This is a genomic window from Enterococcus saigonensis (genome assembly GCF_011397115.1).
In the GTDB taxonomy this organism is placed as follows: Bacteria; Bacillota; Bacilli; order Lactobacillales; family Enterococcaceae; genus Enterococcus_C; species Enterococcus_C saigonensis.
On sequence record NZ_AP022822.1, the window covers coordinates 410,053 to 436,696 of the forward strand.

21 protein-coding genes are annotated in these 26,644 nt (G+C 35.1%); 17 read left to right on the forward strand and 4 right to left on the reverse strand.

Annotation, left to right across the window (positions count from 1 at the left end; all coding sequences use genetic code 11):
- Positions 1-38 precede the first annotated feature (38 nt).
- The 5 genes from EsVE80_RS01890 (at position 39) to EsVE80_RS01910 (ending at position 2,790) form a co-directional block, all read left to right on the forward strand.
- The gene (locus tag EsVE80_RS01890) at positions 39-596 is read left to right on the forward strand and encodes an NUDIX hydrolase (RefSeq protein WP_173102210.1); all 558 of its coding nucleotides are present in this window, start codon (positions 39-41) and stop codon (positions 594-596) included.
- A gap of 9 nt (positions 597-605) precedes the next feature.
- Complete coding sequence (gene macP / locus EsVE80_RS01895; RefSeq protein ID WP_173102211.1) at positions 606-911, forward strand: cell wall synthase accessory phosphoprotein MacP; 306 nt, start codon at positions 606-608, stop codon at positions 909-911.
- A 256-nt stretch (positions 912-1,167) separates the two neighbouring features.
- On the forward strand, positions 1,168-1,863 hold the full coding sequence (locus EsVE80_RS01900) for a 5'-methylthioadenosine/adenosylhomocysteine nucleosidase (protein ID WP_173102212.1): 696 nt from the start codon (positions 1,168-1,170) through the stop codon (positions 1,861-1,863).
- Between the two features lie 50 nt (positions 1,864-1,913).
- Complete coding sequence (locus EsVE80_RS01905) at positions 1,914-2,462, forward strand: cysteine hydrolase family protein (RefSeq protein ID WP_173102213.1); 549 nt, start codon at positions 1,914-1,916, stop codon at positions 2,460-2,462.
- A gap of 25 nt (positions 2,463-2,487) precedes the next feature.
- Positions 2,488-2,790, forward strand: coding sequence for a hypothetical protein (locus EsVE80_RS01910; RefSeq protein ID WP_173102214.1), 303 nt, complete (start codon positions 2,488-2,490; stop codon positions 2,788-2,790).
- A gap of 66 nt (positions 2,791-2,856) precedes the next feature.
- On the opposite strand, the gene EsVE80_RS01915 is transcribed toward EsVE80_RS01910, so the two are convergent.
- Both EsVE80_RS01915 and EsVE80_RS01920 read right to left on the reverse strand, forming a co-directional pair.
- The gene (locus tag EsVE80_RS01915) at positions 2,857-4,014 is read right to left on the reverse strand and encodes an alanyl-tRNA editing protein (protein ID WP_173102215.1); all 1,158 of its coding nucleotides are present in this window, start codon (positions 4,012-4,014) and stop codon (positions 2,857-2,859) included.
- Between the two features lie 86 nt (positions 4,015-4,100).
- Positions 4,101-6,005 (reverse strand): M13 family metallopeptidase, encoded by a 1,905-nt coding sequence (locus EsVE80_RS01920; protein ID WP_173102216.1) that lies wholly within the window; start codon positions 6,003-6,005, stop codon positions 4,101-4,103.
- Positions 6,006-6,209: 204 nt separating this feature from the next.
- Here EsVE80_RS01920 and EsVE80_RS01925 point away from each other — a divergent pair, with 204 nt between their 5' ends.
- The 11 genes from EsVE80_RS01925 to EsVE80_RS01975 all read left to right on the forward strand — a co-directional run bounded on the left by EsVE80_RS01925 (position 6,210) and on the right by EsVE80_RS01975 (position 22,688).
- Positions 6,210-6,752, forward strand: a complete 543-nt coding sequence (locus EsVE80_RS01925) for a hypothetical protein (RefSeq protein ID WP_173102217.1) — start codon at positions 6,210-6,212, stop codon at positions 6,750-6,752.
- Positions 6,753-6,875: 123 nt separating this feature from the next.
- Positions 6,876-7,847, forward strand: coding sequence for a ribose-phosphate diphosphokinase (locus EsVE80_RS01930; protein ID WP_173102218.1), 972 nt, complete (start codon positions 6,876-6,878; stop codon positions 7,845-7,847).
- 136 nt (positions 7,848-7,983) lie between these two features.
- Positions 7,984-9,117 (forward strand): cysteine desulfurase family protein, encoded by a 1,134-nt coding sequence (locus EsVE80_RS01935; RefSeq protein ID WP_173102219.1) that lies wholly within the window; start codon positions 7,984-7,986, stop codon positions 9,115-9,117.
- Positions 9,118-9,279: 162 nt separating this feature from the next.
- Positions 9,280-9,624 (forward strand): DUF1831 domain-containing protein, encoded by a 345-nt coding sequence (locus tag EsVE80_RS01940; protein WP_173102220.1) that lies wholly within the window; start codon positions 9,280-9,282, stop codon positions 9,622-9,624.
- A gap of 150 nt (positions 9,625-9,774) precedes the next feature.
- Positions 9,775-10,626: an aldo/keto reductase gene (locus EsVE80_RS01945; protein WP_173102221.1), complete on the forward strand. Its 852-nt coding sequence runs from the start codon at positions 9,775-9,777 to the stop codon at positions 10,624-10,626.
- 9 nt (positions 10,627-10,635) lie between these two features.
- Positions 10,636-11,247, forward strand: coding sequence for a metallophosphoesterase (locus tag EsVE80_RS01950; RefSeq protein ID WP_173102222.1), 612 nt, complete (start codon positions 10,636-10,638; stop codon positions 11,245-11,247).
- Positions 11,248-11,735: 488 nt separating this feature from the next.
- Positions 11,736-16,208 (forward strand): SpaA isopeptide-forming pilin-related protein, encoded by a 4,473-nt coding sequence (locus EsVE80_RS01955; protein ID WP_232061247.1) that lies wholly within the window; start codon positions 11,736-11,738, stop codon positions 16,206-16,208.
- 229 nt (positions 16,209-16,437) lie between these two features.
- A complete protein-coding gene (mnmA, locus tag EsVE80_RS01960; protein WP_173102224.1) occupies positions 16,438-17,559 on the forward strand; it encodes a tRNA 2-thiouridine(34) synthase MnmA in 1,122 nt (373 codons plus the stop codon).
- 159 nt (positions 17,560-17,718) lie between these two features.
- The gene (gene pbp4, locus EsVE80_RS01965; RefSeq protein WP_173102225.1) at positions 17,719-19,758 is read left to right on the forward strand and encodes a penicillin-binding protein PBP4(5); all 2,040 of its coding nucleotides are present in this window, start codon (positions 17,719-17,721) and stop codon (positions 19,756-19,758) included.
- A 223-nt stretch (positions 19,759-19,981) separates the two neighbouring features.
- Positions 19,982-20,350: a DUF1033 family protein gene (locus EsVE80_RS01970; protein WP_173102226.1), complete on the forward strand. Its 369-nt coding sequence runs from the start codon at positions 19,982-19,984 to the stop codon at positions 20,348-20,350.
- A gap of 253 nt (positions 20,351-20,603) precedes the next feature.
- Complete coding sequence (locus tag EsVE80_RS01975) at positions 20,604-22,688, forward strand: DNA topoisomerase 3 (protein WP_173104102.1); 2,085 nt, start codon at positions 20,604-20,606, stop codon at positions 22,686-22,688.
- 84 nt (positions 22,689-22,772) lie between these two features.
- Here the strand turns inward: EsVE80_RS01975 and EsVE80_RS01980 are convergent, their stop codons facing one another.
- Together EsVE80_RS01980 and EsVE80_RS01985 are read right to left on the reverse strand one after the other, a co-directional pair.
- The gene (locus EsVE80_RS01980) at positions 22,773-24,047 is read right to left on the reverse strand and encodes a solute carrier family 23 protein (protein ID WP_173102227.1); all 1,275 of its coding nucleotides are present in this window, start codon (positions 24,045-24,047) and stop codon (positions 22,773-22,775) included.
- A gap of 345 nt (positions 24,048-24,392) precedes the next feature.
- A complete protein-coding gene (locus EsVE80_RS01985; protein ID WP_173102228.1) occupies positions 24,393-25,151 on the reverse strand; it encodes a MurR/RpiR family transcriptional regulator in 759 nt (252 codons plus the stop codon).
- A 154-nt stretch (positions 25,152-25,305) separates the two neighbouring features.
- On the opposite strand from EsVE80_RS01985, the gene EsVE80_RS01990 reads away from it, so the two are divergent.
- A complete protein-coding gene (locus EsVE80_RS01990) occupies positions 25,306-26,640 on the forward strand; it encodes a family 4 glycosyl hydrolase (protein WP_408639865.1) in 1,335 nt (444 codons plus the stop codon).
- The last annotated feature ends 4 nt before the right edge of the window (positions 26,641-26,644 follow it).

Consider the following 26,644-nt stretch of genomic DNA (forward strand, 5'->3'; position numbering starts at 1 on the left):
TGAATAAATTAATTTAACGATAGAAAGTAGGGAATACAATGCTTTCCTTTTCAGATTTTGAAGAAAAAACAATTCAACGAAAAGAATTATTTCACGGTAAAATTATTGATGTCTTTTTAGATGATGTCGCGCTTCCAAACGGTGGTACAGCCAAACGAGAATTAGTCTTTCATCCTGGTGGAGTAGGAATCATTGCTATTACACCAGAAAATAAGCTGCTATTGGTAAAGCAATTTCGAAAACCTTTGGAAAAAGTTATTTTGGAAATTCCTGCTGGAAAAATTGATCCAGGTGAAGGAAGTCATCCTGAAGTTACAGGTGCTCGTGAATTAGAAGAAGAAACAGGCTTTACTGCAAAAGAGATGAAGCATGTAGGCTCCATGTATTTGTCGCCAGGTTTTTCAAATGAAATGTTACATTTGTATCACGCGGTGGATTTAAGTGAAGTGAAAAATCCTCGTGCACAAGATGAAGATGAAGTGTTGGAATTATATGCATTAACATTAGCACAAGCTAAAGAAGCGGTGAAAACTGGACAGATTTGTGATGCAAAAACAATGTATGCCATTACGTATTGGGAATTATTACAGAAATGAGGAGCATAAGTGAGTAAAGGCCCATTAGTTACCCGTAGTGAATTGCGCCGGCAAAAAGAAAAGAATAGTAGCAAAGCAGGTTTTGATGAACCGGTGCGGGAGAAAAATACACTGAAATTACAAAAAGAATATGAACGCAAAGATGAAAAAATTAAAAGTTTTTATCGTAAAGAGGCAAAGAAACAAAAAGAATTAACAAAAACGCGAAGTGGCGAATCGCGTAAGTCTCGCGAACTAAATAGCTTCTTAGTTGGCGCAATTATTGTAGTTTCTTTATTAATCGGAGTGGTTTTATTAGCGACCTTCTTTTTGTAAGATTTAAAAAAGTAGGTGATTTCGATACTATATGTTTTGAGTGGTTGTGATTATTAAAAAAGCGTTGAAATCAGAAGGTAGGTCGTAATTACCTGATTTGGACGTTTTTTATTTTTACCGTTGAAGATTTCTTTAGAAGGGGATAGACAAAAGATAATTCTCTTTTAATTCTTCTCTTAAAGTAGAAAAATGCTATTTTTTCAAGAAACTGGTACTATTAAGCAAATAAATAAAAGTAAAATCAGGAGGAATTTGTGTGAAAATTGGAATTATCGGCGCCATGGAAGAAGAAATTAAAATTTTGAGAAATGCCATTGATAGTCCTTTGTCATGGGAAAGAGCGGATGCTTTGTTTATCTCTGGACGTATTGGCAATCATGAAGTTATTGTCGTGCGTTCTGGAATTGGTAAAGTAGCAGCATCTATTACAACCAGTTTATTAATTCAACAATATGGGGTAAATATGGTCATTAATACTGGTTCAGCTGGTGGTATTGGCGCAGGTCTTCGTGTCGGTGATTTGGTAATTTCAGAAAAATTAGCTTATTTTGATGTAGATGTAACAGGATTTGGCTATAAGAAAGGACAATTGCCTGGCGGTTTTCCTCTTTATTATGAAGCGAGTGCTTATTTACAACAAGTTATGACTCAAGCAGCAGAAAAAACAGCCCATCATGTAAAAAAAGGTCTTATTGTAACTGGAGACAGCTTTATTGATAGTACAGCTAAAATTGACGCTATTTTAAATGATTTTCCCACAGCGCTAGCTTGCGAAATGGAAGGCGCTGCTATTGCTCAAACAGCTAGTCAATTTGCTATCCCATTTCTTGTGGTACGCGCAATTAGCGATACTGCAGATCATAGTGCAACCACAAGTTTTGATGAATTTATTGAAGAAGCGGGGAAACGCTCTGCCGAACTCGTTTTAGAATTTATCCGTCTTTTAAAATAAAAAAGTATAAAGACGGTTGGTTTAAACATTAGCTGACAGGAGGTAAATAAATGAAAAAGGCATTGATTTCAATTGATTATACGAATGATTTTGTCGCAACTACAGGAAAATTAACCACTGGCAAAGCTGGCCAAGCAATCGAACAAAAATTGGTAGAATTTACGAAGGAATTTATTGAAGCAGGAAATTATACCGTTTTTGCTATTGATGCACACGATCCTACTGATACCTATCATCCGGAAAATAAACTATTTCCGCCACATAATGTAATTGGCACGGATGGACGTAAACTTTATGGTAGCCTAGAGACTTTATATGAAAAACATAAAGATGATCCAACCATTTATTGGTTCGATAAACGACACTATTCTGCTTTTAGTGGAACAGATTTGGATATTCGCTTGCGGGAAAGAAGTGTGACAGATTTGTACTTAACTGGTGTTTGCACAGATATTTGTGTTTTGCATACAGCAGTAGATGCGTATAATTTAGGTTACAATTTGCATATTGTAAAAGACGCTGTAGCAAGTTTTGATGAAATCGGACATAACTGGGCGATAGCCCACTTTCAAAATACGTTAGGTGCAGAGATTCTATAGGCAAAATTAAGAAAAGAGGAAAAAAATGGGACTATTTGATCGGTTGAAAGATGGTTTTGACTTCGCTGACATTAGTGGAATTATTGGTGATTTACAAAAAGAAGGTAATTTAAATTTTGATAATATTTTGAGTAATGAGTTTATTAAAAATTTTACTGATTTTAATAATAAATCAGAGTTGTTAAGTAAGCTTGGTATTCGTGATTTAAGTCAACTGGGCGAAATGTTGCAAAATCCTGAAGCTAAAGGGAAAATTGATGCAATTATTAATAAAAACTCGCAATTTGGTAACATAGAAGAGTTATTAAAAAAAGCATTAAAAAGATAAGTGCAGGTAGTAAAAAACGTAGTGATCACATCGCTTATGTTAGCGGTGTGATCACTACGTTTATTTTTATTGTTGTAAATAGCGTAAAAAAGTATCTTTTTGTAAATAAGGAATGTTGCCATCGCCTTTTGTGGGGGAGCCCCCGCCGCGACCTGCCAATTCTTGATTAACAAGCCGAATTAACTGGCCAACTTGGTGTCTTGTGTCAGCTTTTTTTTGATATAAATGATAACGTAAATTATCCTCATCACTCGTGGCTGTACAAATCAATGCCTCTGGATAAATATCGGCGAGCTGAAGAGCAGCTGTTTGTAATGTTTTAGGTTCTGTGTCAGTTATCTCACTGTAAACAAAATGGGTTGAGAGTTCTTTGGCATTTGAAACTAATTCATTGACTTGGTAAAGAGCAACTTGTGTTTGATAATATTTAATTGTTTGTTCTTGCTCTTGAAATGCTAAGGCTAGCGCATCGACAGGAACCTTTGTTTGTAATGTTAATGCTGCTAGTTGTTTTTGATTTGTTTCAAATTGGTGTAATAAACGATTGCCACAAGCAAAATGCAATGTAGTGCCTTTTTTGTGTTCTTTCACTTGAGTCAGTGCTAAAGCTTGGACTTCTGCGGTATTATTCACATGTGTTCCACCACAGCCAATGATATCAAAGTCGGAAATTTTGATTAGACGCAGATTATCAAAGTATTTTGGTGGGGTTGTAAAAAGTGTTTCTTTGGCCAGTTCTTCTTCAGTGGGAAATAAAATACTGATATTCTTATGTTGTCGTATAATTTCGTTACTACGCGTAATAGCTGTTTTTAGTTGCAGTGCATTTAATTGATCATCAATTTCAAAAAATGAATCTGTGACTGTTATTTGCTCTTTTGTGATTCTTACTTGAAATAAATCTTCGCAAACCCGAGCTAAGATATGTTGACCAGTATGCTGTTGCATTAAATCAAAGCGTTTATCCCAATCAATTTTAACAGAAACACTATCAGGCAATTCCTCAACTTCAATGCCAAGGTAATAACGTATTCCTTCATTTGTTTTTTGCACTTTTAAAATAGCATTGTTCTCTATCCACGCACTATCTGCAGGTTGTCCTCCACCACCGGGATAAATGATAGTTTCTTTTAAACACACGAAATTTCCTGTTTCATCTTTCCCACGTTTTGTAATTGTCGTTTCAATTTCAGTTAAGTAGCTATCTAATGCGTATTTCTCCAAGACTAATCACCTCTTTTAAATTGTTAAAAAGAGCAATAAGTAAACCGTATTAGCATATACGATAGCTTACTGCTCTAATATTTTAATTACCAGATATGCACACGATTTTCTGGTGCTTTATACATACCATCGCCTGCTTTAATTCCGTAAGTTTCAAAGAACTCAGGAATATTTTGCAACTGAATATTTGCCCGCAATTTAGCTGGAGCATGAACATCTATGGCTAGTAGCAATTGTTGGTATTGTTCTCGTGCTTTTGTACGCCAAATTTTTGCCCAATTGGTGAAGAAATCTTCCAAAGAAACATCGTCTTCTTTTTTAGCAGCAGCTAAAGCACAACTAACTCCTCCGGCATCGGCGATATTTTCGGAGACAGTTAAGGTTCCGTTAACTTTGCCCCCGGCAAATTCAATACCGTCAAATTCTGCAATCATTTTCGAAGATAATTTTTCAAAATGATTTAAATCTGCTGCACTCCACCAATTATTCATGTTGCCGTATTCGTCAAATTTTGCTCCATTATTATCAAAAGCATGGGAAATTTCATGTGCAATAACGGCCCCAATTCCGCCATAGTTAGCACTAGTAGATTGCTCTAAACTATAAAATGGTGCCTGTAAAATTGCAGCGGGAAAAACGATAATGTTTTTGAAAGGATGGTAGTATGCATTTACAGTAGCCGCACTCATTTCCCATTCATTTCGATCGGCACTTTTCCCATAGCGACTAAAGTTATCCTCTCTAACAATTCGACTAAATTTGCGGCTGTTTGCGACTAAAGTCCCCCCGTCAGCTTTTGAGATGGTATCAAATTTATTATAAAAAGCAGGAATAGTTTCAGGATAGCCAACTTGGATACCCAATTTGTTTAATTTTGTGATGGCTTTGGTGCGGGTTTCTTTTGATAACCAGTCATTTTTTTCCAAACGGTCTTGATAAATGCCAATCATTGTTTGAACCATGTGTTCAACATCTTGTTTTGCTTTTTCACCGAAATATTTAGTGCCGTAAAAGCGTCCGACTACTTGACTAAAACGACCATTTGCTAAATAAAAAGCAGCTTTTTCTTGCGGCATAGCACTAGGCGCACCAGAAAGTTGTCTAGAATAAGTACTACCTAATTGACGCAATTTTTCACTTAACAAATTGGTGTAACCTAAAGCTGTTTGAATATAAAGCCAATTTTGTAACAAAGTAAAGTTGTCCTCTGTTAGAAGATTATTTAAGGCATCAAAATAATCGGGTTCTGTGACAATAATTGTTTCAGGCGTTGCATTAACCAGATTTTCTACTAAATCTTTTAAATCCAAAACAGGTGCATAAGCGCAAAATTCAGTGAAGCTACGAGGATTATAGTTTTTACTATAGTCAGCGTTTTCTTCTGAACTTCGCACAAAAGGAACGATTAGGCGGTCAAAAGCCAAAGCATCTTGTGTAATTTTTTTTGCTTCTTTTTGATCATGGCCCATTTCTTCTAACACCGCGATTGTCATATTAGCAAATACTTCTAATAATTCTGATCCTTGTGGATGTTCTTTTTCATAGTAAGTTTTATCAGGCAAAATAGTGTCAGCCGGATAGGCAAACAAAACATTTTGTTGTGTATTTTTCATATCTTGATCAACTGTTAAAGTAAAAGGCAGAGGAAAGCCGTCTAAAACCCAATCAACTAACTGTTGATTCAAATCTTCGTAGTCCTTTAAATCACGAATTTTAGCTAACAATGGTTGGATCGGCTCAGCTCCTAGTTTATTTCTCAAATCATAATCTTTAGCTAATTCATAATATGCAATAGCGTCAGTCATTTTTCCTTGTGGGATTTTGCTTTTATCTGCGAGCATATCTTTAAATTCTGTCATCAAGAGTTGATCGATGCCGTCGACTAAATCTTGGAACCCTCCTGTTGCCGGTTTGTCAGCGGGAATGACAGCTGATTTCATCCAATCGCCATTGACATATTCGTAAAAATCATCTTTTAATAAGTTGTTCATAAGGCTACATCCTCCTGTTATTAGTGTCTCCATCATCAAATCATTAAGATGATTGATGAGACATTTTTATCCGCTTTTTTCATATCATATCTATTATGATATATAGGAAGATTTTTCACAAAGAAAACGTTCAGAATTTTTTGACGGTAATGGAAAATCTCCTTGTTATAACCTCCTGTGCTATACTAAAAATGAGGTGATAAGATGATAACTGAAAATGAATGGCTGGGTATTGCAGAAGAAAGATTTTCTCCTTATCGTAATATAATTACCAAATCAGGTTATTTGTGTGGTACAAGTGCAGCAACAACTTTTTTGTGCTATTATCAGGATTATTTTTCAAACACAATTGTGCCAGAACATATCCGCAAACCAGGTAGTCAAGAGACGAAAGCTTTGCAAGATTTATTACGCGTAATCATTCAACCATTTGATTTTCCGACGATTTCGCTACAAGTTTCTCATGGACTTTCTCGCTATTTTCGTCTATTTCAACTACCATTTCGAGCACGACAAACGCCTGTTGGCGGCATCCAACGCGTAAAAAAAAGACTAGCGCAAGGGAAACCTGTGATTGTTGGTTTGATGAAGCTAAGGGGAAGTACTTATGGCAATCACTGGGTAGTAGCTTACGCTTATAAAAAAGATGAAACCGGAAAAGAATGGATTAAAATTCATGATAATTGGGGAAATTATCGTAAAGTTGTACCCGCTAGCTGGATAAATGCCACCGTTTCTTTGCCCTAACTAGGAAGGAAGAGGTGAAACTGGCTGTTACGGTTCAAAAAAGTACAAAAAGATGTTAGAATGAAAAAGAATTTTTCAAAATAAGACGACTTTAAAGAATTGCCAATAACTAAGGAGGCTATCATGGAGGAACAATACCAAGATCAATCGTTGAAAATTTTTAGCTTGAATGGAAATGAGCCACTAGCAGAAAAAATTGCTGCTGTTTTTGGCACAACGTTAGGGCAATGTGCGATTAAACAATTTAGCGACGGTGAAATTTCAATTAGTATTGAAGAAAGTGTGCGAGGAGCTCACGTGTATCTGATTCAAGCCACGAATCAACCTGTTAATGATTATTATATGGAATTGTTGATTATGATCGATGCAATGAAACGAGCAAGTGCTAAGACGATTAATGTTGTCTTGCCTTATTATGGCTATGCGCGTCAAGATAGAACAGCTAGACCTCATGAACCAATTACTGCTAAACTTGTGGCAAATATGTTGCAAGAAGCAGGTGCTACCCGAATTCTAACGTTGGATTTACATACAGTCCAAGTACAAGGTTTCTTTGATATTCCGGTGGATAATTTATTTACAATGCCACTATTTGCCAAATATTATCGTGAAAAGAAGATGTTTGGTGATGATTTTGTTGTGGTTTCACCTAAAAATTCCGGAGTTAATAGAACACGTAGTTTGGCAGAATATTTAAATACGACATTGGCAATTGTTGATCAAGAAGAAAGCGATGAAAATGGTGGTTACGTAATCGGCGACGTGCAGGGCAAAACGTGTATCATGGTCGATGATATTTTAAATACTGGTAATACGTTTAAAGTTGCAGCCCGTTTATTAAAAGAAGCCGGTGCCAAAGAAGTTTATGCTTGTGCATCGCATGCTTTGTTATCGCCACCGGCAAAAGAAAACTTGGAAAGTGCTGATATCACTGATATTTGTGTAACAGATTCGTGTTTAACTGATGAAAGCCGTCATCCTAATAATTTGACCTATATTACTTGTGGTGAATTAATGGGAGAAGCTGTCAAACGAATTCATGAGAATACACCGATGAGCCCATTATTCCGATTGGAAGAAAAAGATTTTGCTTAATAGCATAAGTATTTTGACTGTATCAAATCATGATACAGTCTTTTTATTTATGCAAAACTCAAAAATGGTAATCAATTAATAAATGCCTATTTTTATGCTAGAATGACCCTAGTACAGACAAGAAAAGGTGAAGAAAGTGAAAGAAATTTATTTGGATCATGCAGCGACAACGCCGATACACCCAGAAGTAATACAAGCAATGACAGAAGCAATGCCGATATTTGGAAATCCTTCTAGTGTTCACAGCTTTGGGAGAAAAGCCCACGAAAAATTAGAAACTAGCCGTCAAATAATTGCTAAAAGTTTAGGTGTCAAAGCCCATGAAATTATTTTTAACAGCGGAGGAACAGAAGGGGATAATACCGCAATTATTGCCACTGCTTTAGCAAGACAGAAAAACGGTCGTCACTTGATTACCACTGCAATTGAACATCCTGCTGTTTTAGAATCGATGCATTATTTGGAAACGCTAGGATTTGAAGTTACCTATTTACCTGTTGACGAAAGTGGACAATTAGCACTTGAAACACTAAAAAATGCGTTGCGTTCAGATACAATCTTAGTTTCAGTGATGGCAGCAAATAATGAAACTGGTAATTTGCTACCTATTAAAGAGATAGGTGAACTGTTAAAAGATCACCCAGCAGTCTTTCATACAGATGCGGTGCAGGCTTTTGGCAAAATTGCTTTAAATCCTTATGAGAATAATATTGATTTATTTAGCATTTCGGCTCATAAAATTAACGGGCCTAAAGGTGTAGGGTTTTTATTTAAAAAAGACGGTGTAAATTTATCCAGCTACCTTCACGGTGGAGAACAAGAAGAAAAACGTCGTGCTGGTACAGAAAATTTAATGGGAATTATAGGTATGGCAAAAGCCGTCGAAATTTTAACACCGGATAAACAATTAGAAAATACACTTCATTACAAAAAATTAGCGGCTTTATTATTAACTAAACTAGATGAAGCCCAAATTGCGTATCGTATCAATGGTGATCGGAATCATAAATTACCTCATGTTTTAAACTTACAATTGAATAATGTTGATAATAATTTACTGTTAATGAAATTAGACTTACAAGGGCAAGCAATTTCAACGGGGTCTGCTTGTACAGCAGGTAATATAGAACCTTCTCATGTTTTAACCGCTATGTACGGCAAAGATAGTGATGCAATTCATGAATCAATTCGTGTAAGTTTTGGTTTTGGGAATACAGAAGAAGATGTTACTTATTTTGCTGAAAAATTAATTGCTGCCTGTCAAAAATAAGTAAGGAGCAGTAGTCAAACAATCAGAAAACTTTTATAATTAAAAAGAAAGTGAATTTGAGTTTGTAATAAAAGATAACAGTGAAAAAATGGTCGTGTTGTGAACAAGTTATGCACTGGGAAAACTTTTATTAAGCGCAAACAAGAAATAGAGGTGGAGTAGATGGCGTTTCAAAAGAAAGCAACTGTTCTAGGTATAGAGGTAATGTATCAATTAAATCCAGATGCAAAGAAATATACGCTGCGAGATAATGGTTTTAAAGAAACAAATGGGGGGAATTTCCAATTGATTCAACCCCTTGAGGCAACTCCTCAAAGTAAAGAAGGTTTTAAACTAAAAATTACAGTGGATAAAGATATTCAAACTTTAAAAATGTCTATTACAACAGCTAATGGGTTAAAAGCTGTCAATATTTTTAAAGATCCGCAACACAAAATGCTACAAGATAAATTTTACTTTTTAATGGATGGCTTTATTAGCCGTGGTCTTTTTGAAAAGGTAGTTTAAATCATAAGTCGCCGGTGTAAACAGGCGGCTTTTTTTTATCGCAAAAGTTTCATTGCAGACTGAAAACCTTAGTGGATAATGGTAAATTTTTTACCCGACTTTCAACCTGGTTTATACTTGAAATAAGAAAAGGGATAAGGAGGCAAAAAAATGGAAATTGCTGGTGAAAAAATTTTTCCAATTGGTTTAGGGACATGGCACATGGGAGACGATGTTGACAAGAGAATACAAGAATTAACCGCCTTGCAAGTTGGTTTGGCACAAACCAACTCAACTGAAAAAATTGCTATTGATACCGCTGAAATGTATGGAGAAGGTAATTCAGAAAAATTAGTAGGAAGGGCATTGCATACTATTGCGCGGGAGAATGTCTACTTAATTTCAAAAGTTTATCCGTGGAATGCCTCCAAACGCCAATTACCACGAAGTTTAGAAGAAAGTTTAAAACGATTACAGACAGATTATCTTGATTTATATTTGTTGCATTGGACAGGAGAGTTTCCACTAGCTGAAACAGTCAGTGCATTACAAGCAGCAAAAAAAAGCGGCTACATTAAAAATTGGGGTGTATCAAATTTTGATGTAGCAGATATGCAAGAACTTTGGCAAGTGCCAGATGGACAAAATTGTGTTGTAAATGAAGTCTTATATAATTTAGGTAGTCGCGGTATTGAATTTGATTTACTGCCTTGGATGAAAAAACAGCAAGTTCCTTTAATAGCTTACTCTCCAATTGCTCAAGGCGATCGTTTGGGCAATCAATTTTTATCAGATGATCTTTTACAAAGAATTGCTAGCGATCATTTTGTTTCTGTTTTTCAATTACTTTTGGCGTGGGCGATTCGTGATGAAAAAACATTAGCAATTCCCCAATCAAGTAATAAAGACCATGTATTGGCCAATTTAGCCGCAGCAAAAATTCAGTTATCTCACCAAGAGTGGCAAGAAATTGCGGCACGCTATCCCGCTCCCACTAAAAAGCAGCCTTTGGCAGTATTGTAGGTGAAAACAATGAAATTTTTTACATCCGATACTCATTATTTCCATCAAGACTTACTTGGAGACAATGATTTTGCTCCAAGACCTTTTAAAGATATTCAAACGATGCACGAGTTAATGATAAACAATTGGAATTCTGTGGTTAAAGAAACTGATCGTGTCTATCATTTGGGAGATATTGCAATGCATCCGGATTACGAGGCAGGTTATCCTGAAATTTTAACTTTGTTATCTCGTTTGAATGGTCAGATAATTTTTATTAAAGGAAATCATGATCATCGTACCTTTTTCAAGTTTTTGGAAAAAAATAATGCGACATTACCGAATGGTCAGCTCAAATTTCAGTTTGCAGATGTGGGTATTATCATTAAATTTAATCATCATCAATACTATTTAACTCATTATCCGTTACTTTTGGGAGTTACTAAAAATATTCGTAACCTCCATGGGCATGTTCATCATTATAGTGTCCCTATCAAAGAAAATATCAACGTCGGCGTGGATGCTCCTGAAATTGATTTTTTACCAGAAAAATTACCGTTTGGGACACCTCTTTCAGAAAATCAAATTGATTTTATTGCAGCTAAAAAAGCAGAAGAATTGCGAAGTTGGGAAAATAAATAGGAGAGTGCGTCTTTTTATCAATTTTAACGCCTTCTCTTTTTTCTATAAATTAACAACGAAGCGCTTTTATTTGGTGTGTTATTTAAAAGAAGGAAAGATTGCTGCAATCAAAGCGCAACAATTTGAAGTTTAATCTGTCAAAATCATAGAGATACTTTGTTAAAAAAACACCGAAAATTTCCCACTAAATTTGCGGTGTTTTTTTATTATATCTAATTATCGTGCCTACTTCCTTCATTTCTTTTTTTGTTTAAAAAAGCAGTATTAAATTTGCGGTTTTTATTTTAAATAAATCATAAAATGAAATAAAAAAAAGTTATTTTCAATGTTTGTGATAATTGCGAAAGAGCATAATGTTGTTATATAATGATAAAAAGATTAGAAATTAAATAAAATATGGAGGGAATATGAAAATAAAAAACAAAAAAATAATTTTGATGCTCGTCATCTGCTTACTTTTTCCTTTTTTAGAAGCATTGGGAGGGAGCATGTTTACTTGGCGACCCAAAGCTACAACTAATAAAAACTATTTGATTAGTAATAGTTTTTTGAAAGTTGACTATAAAGTTGAAGTACATGGCAGTAATCAATTGGTATGGACGTTTCATTACGAGAAAAACACCGGTACCACAGCTACACAGTTTGCAATCAAACTAAGTGACACCACCGTTATCCACGACATGACAGGAGATAATTTTTTTCGTGAAAATGATTGGTTAAAAGAAAAAAATGAGTCAAAAGAGACCTTGGGAACAATGAAAGGCCAAGGAGAATTTACGTTTACTACAACGATAGATGCACAGCCAACGATTCATTTTGATTTATTACAAAAAGATACAAAGGCAAATTATACTTTAGCAGCAGCCGAACAAACCCATCAATTGACAAATCCGCATCAAAAAGCAGAAAAGCAAGTAACTGAAGAAACATTAACAGCAATAAAACCAAAGGCAGCTACACCAATTACGATAAATATGCCAACAGATTTATCAGGATGGCCAATTGATAAGGTTAGTTTTGAAACTAAGCAAGGCAATGAAGACTGGCAAAGTATAGAAGGTATTCAACCACCATTTATTTTCCCAGACACTTCAGTTCGCGTGCATTACCATTTTAATTTGGATGAATTTTTTTTAACACCCGCCGGCGCAAAAATCAAAAAAGATATTGATGCAAATGAAGGTAAAGAACGCAATTTTGAATTTAGTTTTGAAATTTCCGGAGACATCTATTTGGAAGCTGACATCAAAGAAAATTTGACAATTGATGGTGAAAAAAGAGGGGAATTTACCATTACGAAAAATGGGGGAGAAGATGGTGAAAATCATTTATGGACGGTCACTTTTAATAATGAGAATTGGAATAAAGAAAACGTCCAAGGTGAGATGAATTTGACTTCTCTGATTGTCATCAAAGAGGTAACTGAAAACATTGATATAATGATTAATAAAGACGCTGAAATTAAAGAAACGATTCAAATTCAACCGGTAAAAAATGAGTACAGTCTTCAAAAAGGGGTTAGTAAAGAACCACGGAAGATTACTATAGAGAAAGAAGATTATCATTTAGTTGAGTGGGAAATTACGGTTACACCTGGGCGAGATAAAAAAGATCCTAGTAAGTTTTTACCCATTAAAGACTTACGTATTATAGATGAAGATATAACGACTCTTTATCCAGATAGTGGTAGTAAGGCAGGATTTTATTTGGTACCAGAGGCATTAGCTTCAAAAATTAGTCAACTAACAAATTTTGAATTATTTAAACTCACAATGGAAGTTGAAGGCGAAGAAAAAGAATTACAGGCAGGAAAAGATTACAAACTTACGTACGATAAAATTAATGATAGCAAATTTTCTTTGGTATTTTACAATTGGAATGACAGAATTGATACGCTAATAACAGGTCCAGTAAAAATTCAATACACCACTATTTTGAAAGATAATCATCCCAGTGAAGTTAGGAATATGGCCCAAAGTAACATTGGGGGGGCTCATAAGTTAGATGCTACTGCCAAGACAGAATATTACTATGATGATTTGAAAAAAACAGCTGTTAGTAAAGGAAATGGTATTATTGAATGGACAGTCGTTTATCACCGAGAAAATAAAGAAAAAATTGATTTTGTTGATGAATTAGATGATGGAATCATCGACTTTAGCACGTTAAAAGTTTTTGCTGAAATTGGGAAAGGACAACAGCTATTTCCTAGTATTACTACTACACCAGAGGAATACCGCGATTTAATTACGCTTGAAGAGTCTAATGAAAAACAGTTCAAATTGTCTTTTAGTGAAAAGATACCAAAAGGACGTTACATTTTGACCTATCGAAGTACGCACAAGGACACTAAAGGTCAAACTTTAGTGAAAAATAAAATCAGCGGGGGTGATTTAACTGCAAATTATGGCACGTTTACCTCATTAGCCGTTGAAAAAAACGTAATCAAACAAATACTCTTTGGTGAAGAGGTTGAAAGTAATTTTGAAGATAAAACAATATTCTGGTCGGCTTCGGTGATGACGGTACCAAATGCAGGTGAGATTTTAATTAACGATGCGGCATTACGTTTGAAAGAAGGCAAATTTTATAAAAATGGTCTAGCTTATTATTTAAATGAAGCTGCCAAACTAAAATCAGAGGAAGAATTAGTAACCGGAGGGAAATTTGATAAAGGAATTAACCAGCGCTATTTAAAAGAAAAAGGAATAATTGTTGCATATCAGAACGGAAATGGTGAATTTGAAGAAATCCCAGCAAAAGATATCACTTTTATTATTGATAATGGCAAGTTAGTTACGACAGACGAGGCAATAAAAGTTGATCCGGATTCTGGCATTGCCTTTCAATCTGATGCATTGAAAACAGGAGAAAAAGCGGCTGGTTTTCAGTTAAAAATAGATGGAAAACATGCGGGTAAAAAAATCTGGTTAGCCATTGCTACAAATTATGGGAATACACAAGAACTTATACCGCAAATGCCGATAAGTAATTATTTGTTTAATACAATTGAAGCGCTACAAGGTACCTATCAAGGTCATGCCGATGCAAATACTACCTGGACAAATAATGTCCAAGTTGCTGATGCATTAAGAAAAAGAGGGACGCTGAATGTAGAAAATTCTTCTGTTACTTGGGAAATACTAGCAAATACAAGAGGATACGCTATTAATGCGGGCGATAAAATCGTCGATCACATGAATGTTTGGAGTTTTGATGATAATACGACAAGTTTGATTCAACGAATGACATTGCAGGATATGCAAGAACTTGTAATTTATCGGTTGGAGACGACAAATGATAATGAAAAAAATTCATCTGATGATTGGTACCATGACTACAAAGAAGAAAAGTTAGTAGTGGGAGAGGATTATAGCATAATTCCACTAAAAAATGATGGGAAGAAATGGTCTGAAATTCCGATTACAGATCAAACAAAGGACACCTTAGCGCAAGGATTTGCGATTTCTTTTAAAAAGAATATGGGATATGCTGCTTTTAAAATTAGTTTTTCAACTCAGCTTGATAAAACAATTATGGCGGCTGAAAAAGGAAATAAAAATCAAATCCTAAATACGGCAGCATTAGTAACTACAAGTGGTACGACTAAGACTTCTGCAAGCGTAGTGTACACAAAAAAAGCAAGTGGAGTTTATAAATCTGCTGGTGAATTTGATGCGGAAACAACGGAGATACCATGGACAGCTGTTGTCAATCCCGAAGGTGCTCAGTTGCATAATTTAGTGATTGAAGATTCTTCGCAAGATCAAGATATAATTCCTGGCAAAATAAAATTGTATTATGGAAATTTAGAAACGATAAAAGAAGGAAATAATTATTGGAAGCCACAAATAAGTAAAGAAAGTGAAGTTGCATCAGAACTCTATCAGTTGGATTATGAAAATGATAGCTTCAAAATTACCTTTATCCAAGATTTTGTCGTTGAGACGCCACTGATTATTGAATACAGTGGTAAACCAAAAAAGGCAGATCAAAGTTATATTGAAAATCGTATCAAAATTAACTGGGGAGAAAAAGTAACAAATTCACATGTTGAAAAAGTTGAAATTAGAAACATTAGTGCCTCTGGTACGATCAGTGGCGATTCTAGAATGTTAACTATTAAAAAGCATTCTCGAAGTAATGAAGAAGCTTTAGCTGGAGCAAAATTTATTTTGGAGAAAAAAAACGGCGACGTTTGGCAAAAAGTTAATGTCAGTCAAGCAGAAGACGTCACTTCTAATAGTGGTTTATTGTCTTTTACTGGGCTTAAATCAGGGGCTTACCGAATTAAAGAAATTCAAGCACCGAAAGGGTACCAGTTATTTGCAAAATATGCATACTTTAAGTTAAATCAAATGAAGCCAGTTATTACAGATGCAGCGGGCAATGAAGAGGATTCATTAAAAGAGCATTATTATTTTGCTACTTCAGAAAACAATTTAAACGTAACGTTAAATGTAGCAAATGAAGAAAGCCCACCGCTTAATTTTGAAGCAAAAAAGATATTACAAGGCGCAAAAGGAAAAGCAGTGTTCAATTTTAGAATTGAAACTGTAACAGATGGTGCAATCGCAGCCTATGGTTACGCCGAAATTAAACCAGAAGAAAAAGAAGCAGAGATTAAATTTTATTCAACAGATAAAAAAGAAGTACTAATTCAGGATTGGCGCAAGTGTTTAGATAGAAAAACAAAATACCGTCTTGTAGAGGTTGACATGCCAGAAGAGTTTTTGGTTAAATACTACAACGATACTGATAAAAAAGAATCAAATGAGTTTATCTTTGATGAACAAACACAAGTAATCACGTTTACGGTAATAAATTCCCGCCCCCAAGGCTTGATGCCATCAACAGGAGGGATAGGGACGCAGTTTTTTGTCATTGTTGCTACTTTTCTAAGTGGTGGTGCAGGTCTCTTGGCTTTTTATTATTGGTGGCGAAATCGAAAAATAAATTAAAAATAGAGCCAAACATGAAGTTATCTTTACTGATGAAGGTTATGTTTAACATTATAATTTCATGTTTGGCATTTTTTTTAGAGGTGCAATTGGTTACCTTAAAAAAGCACTAATTTAAAAACTGATACATGAAATTATTGGACTTCTGTTGTATAATGACAAATACTGAAAAGTTGCGACCTTCAAATCGTTAAATTTTCGGAATTAACAATGAAATGATGGTGATTACATGACAGACAACAGCAACACACGCGTTGTCGTGGGCATGAGTGGTGGAGTAGATTCTTCTGTAACCGCACTTTTGCTCAAAGAACAAGGATACGATGTCGTAGGTATCTTCATGAAAAATTGGGATGATACAGATGAAAACGGCGTTTGTACCGCAACAGAAGATTATAAAGATGTAGCGCAAGTAGCAGCACAAATTGGAATTCCATATTACTCAGTCAATTTTGAAAAAGAATACTGGGATCGCGTCTTTGAATATTTTCTAGCAGAATATCGCGCTGGTCGTACACCAAATCCCGATGTGATGTGTAATAAAGAAATTAAGTTCAAAGCATTTTTGGATTATGCGTTAGAATTAGGTGCCGATTACGTTGCAACAGGACACTATGCTCGCGTTACAAAAGATGGAAATGGTGTAGTTCACATGTTACGTGGTGTGGATAATAATAAAGATCAAACTTATTTTTTAAGTCAATTATCTCAAGAACAACTAGCTAAAACACTGTTTCCTCTAGGCGGAATGGAAAAGTCAGAAGTTCGTGCTATTGCAGAACGTGCTGGTTTAGCAACTGCCAAAAAGAAAGATTCTACTGGGGTTTGTTTTATTGGCGAAAAGAATTTTAAACAATTTTTAAGTAACTATCTGCCAGCGAAAAAAGGGAAAATGGTTACGCTTGATGGGCAAATAAAAGGCGAACACGATGGCTTAATGTATTATACAATTGGGCAACGTCAAGGTTTAGGTATTGGCGGCGGCAGTGGATCAAATGATCCTTGGTTTGTAGTCGGAAAAGATTTGTCAACAAATACACTTTACGTTGGCCAAGGTTTCCATCACGAAGCATTGTATGCCGATCGTTTGGATGCAAGTACGCTACATTTTACTACCGATGAAAAAATGCCGCGAGAATTCAAATGTACCGCAAAGTTTCGCTATCGCCAAGCTGACGTGCCAGTAACTGTTCGTTTACTAGCAGATGATCAAGCAGAAGTTATCTTCGACGAACCAGTACGAGCAATTACGCCAGGACAAGCGGTTGTATTTTATGATGGAGACGAATGTCTAGGCGGTGGTCTGATTGATCGTGCCTACAAAGAAGAAGTAGTGCTACAATACATTTAAAAATAAAGATGTACCTTTCAAAGGTGCATCTTTTTATTCTGTCTCAAATTAAATAAAGGCATTAAATTTCATTAACTTTTACTAAAAAAGAATATATTCAAAAAAAATATCCCTTTAGATGCGGTAAAATAAAATAACTATTTTATTAGGAGCGTAAGCATGACAGAACAATTAAGACGGCAAAATAAACAGAACAAGAAAAATTTCAAATTAATTTTTATCCTTATAGGCGCTCTTTTATTAGCAATAGCAGGTGGCTTATTGGCCTATCATAGCAAAACAAAAAATGAACAGAAACAAAGAGTTGCCCTTGTAAAAGAATTCACGCAATTTCTATCACAAGGAAAATATGATAGCCTTCCCAAGATATTTCTAGCAGATACAGCGCAACGAAATGGTTATAGTGATAAAGAGATTACCGCAAAATATCAAAATATTTTCACAGCTATTGAAGTAAAAAATATCAAAATGGACAAATTGAAAATAGTAAAACAAAAAGAAGATAAGTATCAAGTATCTTATGAATTGTCTTTTTCAACAGCAATGGGGCAGTTGAAAAATTTAAAATATCAAACTTATTTAGCTTATGAAGAGGGAAAACCAAAGTTGGAATGGGGGCCAAATTTGATTTTTCCACAAATGAGCGGCAAAGATAAAGTCAGTATGACAGTCGATGAACCAATACGTGGCAAAATTTTGGATCGAAATAACCAGCCTTTAGCCGAAAATGGTCCCTTACAACAATTGGGCGTAGTTCCACAAGAATTAGGTGAGGGGGATAAAAAAGAAAAAAATATAAAAGCAATCGCTGAAACTTACGATTTAACAGAAAAACAAATCATTCAAGCAGTAGAACAAAGTTGGGTAAAACCAAATTATTTTGTACCGTTGAAAATTGTCGATGAAGTAAAAGGATTACCGACGGGTGCCAGTATTCAAGAAATTACAGGTCGCAAATATCCTTTAGGCGCAGCGGCAGCTCATTTAGTAGGATATTTAGGGAAAATTACTGCTGATGACTTAAAAAAGCATCCAGAATTAACCAGTGAAGGAGAAATTGGGCGTGCCGGTCTGGAAGCTGTTTACGATGAAAAATTGCGTGGAAAAGCTGGTGGGAAATTAGCAATTACTGATGAGAAAGGTAATGAAAAAAATGTTTTACTCGAAACAAAGAAACAAGATGGTACGGCAATTCAAGTAACTATTGATAGTAGCTTGCAAGAATTAGCTTATAATGCTTTAGCAAAAAAAAGAGGTGCAACAGTTGTGAGTGCACCACATAATGGCGAGCTGCTTGCTTTAGTTAGTAGTCCTAGCTATGATCCTAATAAGATGACAAATGGAATTTCTCAAAAGGATTATGATACTTATGAAAAAGATGAGAAAAAGCCGTTTTTGAATCGGTTTTTAACAGGATATGCACCAGGATCGACTTTTAAAGCGATTACTGCGGCAATTGGATTAGATAATGCGAGTCTAAATCCGAATGAGAAACTAGCTATTAAGGGTTTAAAATGGCAGCAAGATACTTCATGGGGAAATTATTATGTGACACGAGTAGCTGATGTAGGGCAGGTAGATTTAAAAGCGGCGCTTGTTTATTCTGATAATATTTATATGGCACAAGAAACACTGAAAATGGGCGAAAAAGCTTTTCGAGCAGGCTTAAATAAATTTATTTTTGGTGAAAAATTGAATGTACCGCTGGCAATGAATCCAGCCCAAATTAGTAACGAAGAAAGTTTCAATTCCTCCATTTTACTAGCTGATACCGGTTATGGACAAGGTCAATTGTTAATTAATCCTATTCAACAAGCAACTATGTATTCTGTTTTTGCTAATAAAGGAACACTTGTTTATCCCAAACTCTTAACAGATGTAAAAGTAAGCAAAAAGGCAGATGTTGTCAAAGAAACTAGTGTAGATAGAATCAATGAGGATCTAAAAGCCGTTGTAAGTGATCCAAATGGCACCGCCCATAGTTTAAATAGCTTGGGATATCCTTTAGCTGCTAAAACTGGTACGGCTGAAATAAAAGAAAAACAAGATGAAAGAGGACAACAGAACAGCTTTTTACTTGCATACGAAGGAGAAAATAGCGGTTATCTTTTTATCAGTATGTTGGAAGATCGTCAAGAAAATGAATCAGCAACACAATTGGCACCGAACGTTTTAGCCTATTTACATGAACATTATTAATTAGATAATAACGATCCAAGTATTTTACGTGCAAGATAAAGTATCAAAGAAATCGTTTCTTTATTTTTATGAAAAATTATTTCTTTATAAGAAGAAAATTCACAAGCTTAATCAAATTAAATAAAAATAATTATGGTTATTTAAGTTTGGTGCGAATTTCTTGTCATAGTCACGTTTCCTGAGTATGATTAGTGCAAATGGGGAATAAAAGGAGCAATAAATCATGTATCAGGTTGTTATAATGTATGGGGATAATGAGCCTTGGTGGTTCTTTGAAAATTGGCAAACCGATATCACAGAAGAATATACTTTTAGTGATTTAACAGCTGCCGAACAATTTTATGAGAATAAGTGGCTCGAATTAAGCCCACGTTTTTCACATTTGAAATCACATCCAAATTATCAAGCTGCTTTTTGGAACGAAAGTGATGAACGTTGGTGTGAAGAATGTGATGATTACTTGCAGCAGTACACTGGTTTGGCATTATTGAAAGACTACAATGCCATAGTTGAAAAAAGTTCTAGCAAATTGTGCCAAACAATCAACGGTGAAGGCAAACTACGTGTTTGTAAACGTAAAGTTGCCAATTGAACATTATTTGTAGCTTGAATTAGCTGTGGTGGCTAGTTCAAGCTTTTTTATTAGCAGAAAAATACAATTTGAAAATTAATTTTGGAATTTAATTGTAGTTTGTAAGATTAGGTAATAGCAGTTTAGCTTTTTTCGGGGAGCTGTTATAATGAAAGGCACGCAATTAGCAAAAAAGGCGTCAAAAAAAATTCGCTTACATCGCAAAAAGCGCTGTTATGAAAGTATTGCAATTAATTTTTATAAAGGAGCTAATATGGGGAAAAAATTAGTACTTACTGAAAAACCAAGTGTGGCCAAAGATTTTGCTAAAGTATTAGGAGCAAAGCCACAAGGAAAAGATTATTTTGAAAATGAGCAATACGTTATCACTTGGGCTTATGGTCATCTATTAACGTTAAAATTACCAGAAGATATTAAACAAGAGTGGAAAACTTGGAATATGGAAACATTACCTATGATTCCCAAACATATTGGCATTAAGCCACTACCTAAAACGAATCGACAATTAAAACTAATTGGCAATTTAGCCAAACGTAAAGATATTATCGGTGGAATTATAGCTACAGATGGCGGACGTGAAGGAGAAGCTGTTGGGCGTTATATTTTTGAATGGATTCGCTTTAATAAGCCTTTGGAACGTTTATGGATTTCTTCGCAAACAACAAAAGCTGTGAAAGAGGGCTTTCAACAATTAAAGCCAGCAAAGCAATACGATAATTTATATCAATCTGCTGTGGCCAGAGGAAAAGCGGACTGGTTAGTTGGGTTAAACGTGACGCGGGCCTTAACTGTAAAATATCACGATAGCTTAAGTGCAGGACGGGTTCAAACACCAACATTAGCTTTAGTAGCAAGAGCCCAAGAAAAATCAGAAAAATTTATTCCTCAAACGTATTACACAGTAGACTTACTTTACGGTGATGAAAAAGGACGTTTGCAGTTAAAAAATCCACAACAATTTCATGATCGTAACGAAGCGGAAACAGTTGTAGCAAAGTGGCAAAATCAAATCGGTAAAGTAACGGACGTTACACTAAAAGAAAAAGCACAATCTGCGCCATTACCATATGATTTAACAGAATTGCAGCGAGTAGCTAATAATTTGTATCACTACTCAGCGAAAAAGACGTTATCGTTAGTTCAAAGTTTATATGAAACCCATAAAGTAGTCAGTTATCCGCGTACTGACTCAAAGTATTTACCAAAAGATGTAGCAACAACTTTAAAAGAACGGTTGCAAGCACTAGCCCATGTCGATGTGCGAGCAAAAGAATATTTGAAAAACGGAGCCAAAGTGAAACAAAAAGCTGTTTTCAACGATAGCAAAGTGACCGATCACTATGCGTTAATTCCCACGGAAGAACGGCCACGTTTTGAAAAAATGTCTACTGATGAAAGTCGTATTTATCATCTTATTGTCGAACGATTTTTAGGTTTATTTGCTGAAGAATATATTACAGCCAACGTAAAGGCAGTGGTGACATTTGCTGGGGGTGAATTTGTTTTTCGCCAAGAAAAAGTTTTACAAAGTGGTTGGCAAAAATCAAATGAAAAAGCTGTTGAAAAAGTAACGGATTGGGGGCAGGTTCAAAGTATTAAAGGTCAGTTTGCCATTAATAAGGAACTGACAGCGCCGCCTAAATTTGCGACAGAGGGAAGTTTGCTAGCGCAAATGGAAAAATACGCGCTGGGAACGCCAGCAACTCGTGCTGAAATTATTGAAAAGTTGTTAAAATCGGAATTGATGGAACGGCGTGGAAATGTCTTAGCAGTGACACCAAAAGGCAGACAATTGTTGAATTTAGTCAACGCTTCTTTAGTAAGTCCAGATTTAACGGCTAAATGGGAGAAGAGTTTAGAAAATATTGCTCAAGGCAAAGAATCTGCTAATACTTTTTTAAAAGGCATCGAAAAAGACACCGCTCGATTAGTGAGTGAAATTAAAAACTCACAAGAAACGTATAAAGACTATTCTCTTACAACTAAGATTTGTCCGGAATGTGGTTCGCAATTGAAAGAACGCAACACCAAAGACGGAAAAATTTATCTTTGTTCCAATAACGAATGCAGCTATCGTCGAAGAAAAGAACCGAAACTTTCCAATCATCGTTGTCCACAATGTCATAAGAAAATGGAAATTTTAGATGGTAAAAATGGTGCTTTCTTCAAATGTAAATATTGCGGAATTACTGAAAAAATTCCGGATAAGAAAACACGTAGCAAAAAAATGACCAAGCATGAAGAACGGAAATTACTTAAAAAGTACAGTCAAGAAGAAGAAGCGGCAGAAAGCCCGTTAGCTTTAGCATTGAAAGCTGCGATGAAACAAGAAGATTAATACGAAACTAAAAAGAACGTGTCCCTTATTTTGGGACACGTTCTTTTTAGTTTAACCTCACTTTTACGTGAGGCAAATTGATATTTAGCGATCTGGTAAAACTAAATTTAAGAAAATACCGATTAAAGTTGATAATGCCATGGCCGATAAAGTAAACGTTCCGGCTTCAAACACGAGCCCGCCAATCCCAATTACTAAAATGCTTGAAGTAATCAATAAGTTTTTCTTTTTATCAAAATTGGTATTATTTTCGACCAAAATTTTCAGTCCACTAGCAGCAATAACTCCGAATAAAACAAAGCTGATACCTGAAATTACAGGACCAGGAATGCTTAAAATTAGCGCACTTAATTTACCGACAAAACCTAAAACAATAGCAAATACAGCTGCACCGCCAATAACAAAAACGCTGTGAACGCGAGTAATAGCTAGCACACCAATATTTTCACCATAACTTGTTACTGGAGGCCCGCCGACAAACCCCGCTACGATTTGTGCTAAGCCATCCCCCATTAAAGTACGATCCATGCCAGGATCTTTAAAGAAATTACGTTTAGTTAATTTGTTTAAAACCATTAAATGTCCGATATGCTCGGTCATTGTTACAAAGGCAATCGGTGCCATGGTAGTAATGGCATTTAAATATAATTTAGGCTGGTATTGTACAAACATGACTTCAAAAGCGGGCAATTGAAACCAAGGAGCATCAATTACAGGTTGAAAATTAACAATACCAAAAGCTAAGGCAATGAAATAACCTGAAATAATACCTAGTAAAATGGGAATCAAACCTAAAAAACCTGTTAAAAACATATTGAAAATAATTGTTACAGCGAGAGTCAATAAAGCGACAGCAACATATTTGAAATCATAATTACCACTCGTGTTGTACATGGCATTGTTCGCGGCATTACTAGCTAATCCAAGACCAATAACCATGATAACTGGTCCTACAACAATTGGTGGTAAAACTTTATCTAACCACGAAGTACCAATTTTTTTTATTACAAAAGAAACGATTAGATAAACCACACCTGTAGTCAACGCACCTTGGGCAATGGCGGGATAACCGTCTGTTTTCATTAACATTTGCATGGCAGCAATAAAAGCAAAGCTACTGCCGAGATAGGCAGGAATTTTGCCTTTCGTAACCGTTAAATACACCAATGTTCCAAGACCAGAGCTGACTAAAGCAATACTTGGATTAATTCCTACCAAGATTGGGACTAAAACTGTGGCACCAAACATAGTAAACAAGTGTTGTAAACTTAATCCGAACCAGTGAAAAGGTGCGGGACGATCGTGGATGTCTAAGACAACATCATCATTGTGAAAGTGAATATCATTTTTTTCTTCCATGAGAATCCTCCTATAAATTTTGATACAAAAAAATCCTACCCTTTTCGGCAGGAGGATCGTCAATGGATACAAAGGAGTAATGCTATCCCTTTGCTTTGCGACGGACCCTTCTTAGCCTCTCTGGACTATGTTAAAGGATGTCTTGAAAAAATTTAACAGTTGTAACCATTAAAATAATTTTTCAGAGGTGAATTTTTTTGCTGATAAAAATATACACTACAAAAAGCCAGATAGCAAGGAGAATTCCACGAAAACTGTTAAGTACATATTAGAATAAATTAAAAAAAAAACTACTAAATTTAGGAACAAAATAATTGTCATTTTGTTGAATAGTGAAAACTAGCATCAAGAGTGCAAAAAGTTATCATAGTAATTTCTAAAAAGTGCATCTAATAATATATGCAGTGTTGTAAACATATTATATTCAGCATTAGGATTGTTACTTAGTCTTGGGAGTTCAGAAGTCTGATAATAAAGGTTATTGACAGTTAGACTAGATAAATGATTTTTAGTTAGTGGTGTAATGGAAATTATCTCTGTTCCTTTTAATAGGATTAAACGTGAAATTTCAGTGACTTCGGTATTTTCGCCACTAAAAGAGACAACTATAACGAGGTCATTTGGGGTCACTTCTTCAGCAATCCAACGAAACTCAGTTATTGAAGGGACAGAAATTAGAAATACTCCTATAGTCATAAAATTTCTAACTAATAATTCAGTTGCATTTCTTTCACCCCAATCTGTGCCGAAAACAAAGATCTTAGTTGCTTTTGCAATTAACTCGTTCATAGGTATCAAATTTGTTTCTGAAATTAAGCTAATTGTCTTATTTATATCATTTTGTAGTAAATCCCAACTTTCCATACTGATTTTTTCTTGTCGTTCGAGCTCTGACTTTAAAAAAAACTTCAATTCGTTAAATCCAGAAAATCCCAATTTTTTTGATAATCTGGTTACGCTAGCTGGACTAGTAAAGGTTACTTCTGCTAAATCCGCTGTTTGCATAGAAATCACCTTACTTTTAGCGGATAGAATATATTCAATTAGACTGTATTCAGTATTCGAAAAAGTTTTAATTTTATTGATTCTTTCTTCTAGTCTCATCTTTGACCTCATGATATTAATTTGTGAAATGAATTTCGCGTTATAAAATAGAAATCATAAAATGCAAACGAAATCGCTTTCATTAAAATAGATATTTTTTCTTTTCTATTTAATTATAATGTGAGTATAACATAAAGAAAGTCGAGTGATAGTTATGAAAATGAATAATTTGAAAGTTGTAATCGCAGGTGGCGGGAGTACGTACACACCTGGAATTGTTCAAGCAATGATTAATAGTAGAGATAAATTCAATTTTACATCGATTACATTATACGATATTGATGAAATACGTAATGATGATATGTATCAGATCATTGACTATATGTTAAAAAAAGAAGCCCTTGAAAAAAAAGTCACCCTATCCCAGACCACAGACCCTAAGTTAGCCTTTATAAAATCTGACTTTATATTTTCTCAAATACGTGTAGGCGGTATGGAAATGAGAGAAATCGACGAAAAAATTCCACTTAGTCATGGTTTGGTTGGGCAGGAAACGTGTGGACTCGGTGGTTTTTCTTATGGATTACGCTCGATTAAAGGATTGTTGGAAATTGTGTCCTATGTGGATCAATATGCTCCCGATGCTTGGTTATTAAACTATACAAATCCGGAAACATTAGTTTCAGAAGCAGTTCGTAGAGCATTTCCACATGTAAAAATGTTGAATGCGTGTGACATGACAATTTCGATTGAGGAAACAGTCGCAATTAATTATGGTTATGACCGTAAAAATTGGATTCCGACATATTATGGACTAAACCATTTTGGATGGTATACATCAATTTATGATAAATCTTTAGATCGTGACGTTATGCCAGAAATTATTGAAAAATTGAATGCAGATGGATTACAAGTTGCTGATTTTAATTCAGGTGATAAGACGTGGCAAGAAGCATGGGATATGCTGTGTGTCATGACAAAAAATTTTCCGGATTTTCTACCAAATAATTACTTAGAGTATTATCTATATTCAAATGAAGTTGTAGAAAAATCCAATCCCAAGTATACCCGTGCAAATATGGTTATGGATGGACGAGAAAAGCGTACCAAAGAAATGTCAAGAAAAATTAGAGAAAAAGTAGATGGAGATATTTTGGATTTTAATTTTGGTGAACATGGTCAATATATTGTTGATATGGCTGTATCAATATTGAATGATAAGCATGACCGATTTATGCTTATTGTTCCCAATATGGGGGCTATTCCCAATTTGCGTAGTGATGCAATGGTGGAAATTCCTGCTTATGTTGGTAGAACAGGTGCTGAACCAATCTCTTTAAGATTTGAGATTAATGACTTTCATAAAGGTTTAATGGAGGCACAAAATGCAGCTGAAAAACTATTAGTTGATGCGTATTTTGAAAACTCTTACCAAAAAGCTTTACAAGCTTTTACCTTGAATCAAACTGTACCATCTGCAAAAGTTGCAAAAGTTGTCTTAGATGAATTAATTGAAGCAAATGGAGATTTTTGGCCGGAGTTAAATTGAAAAT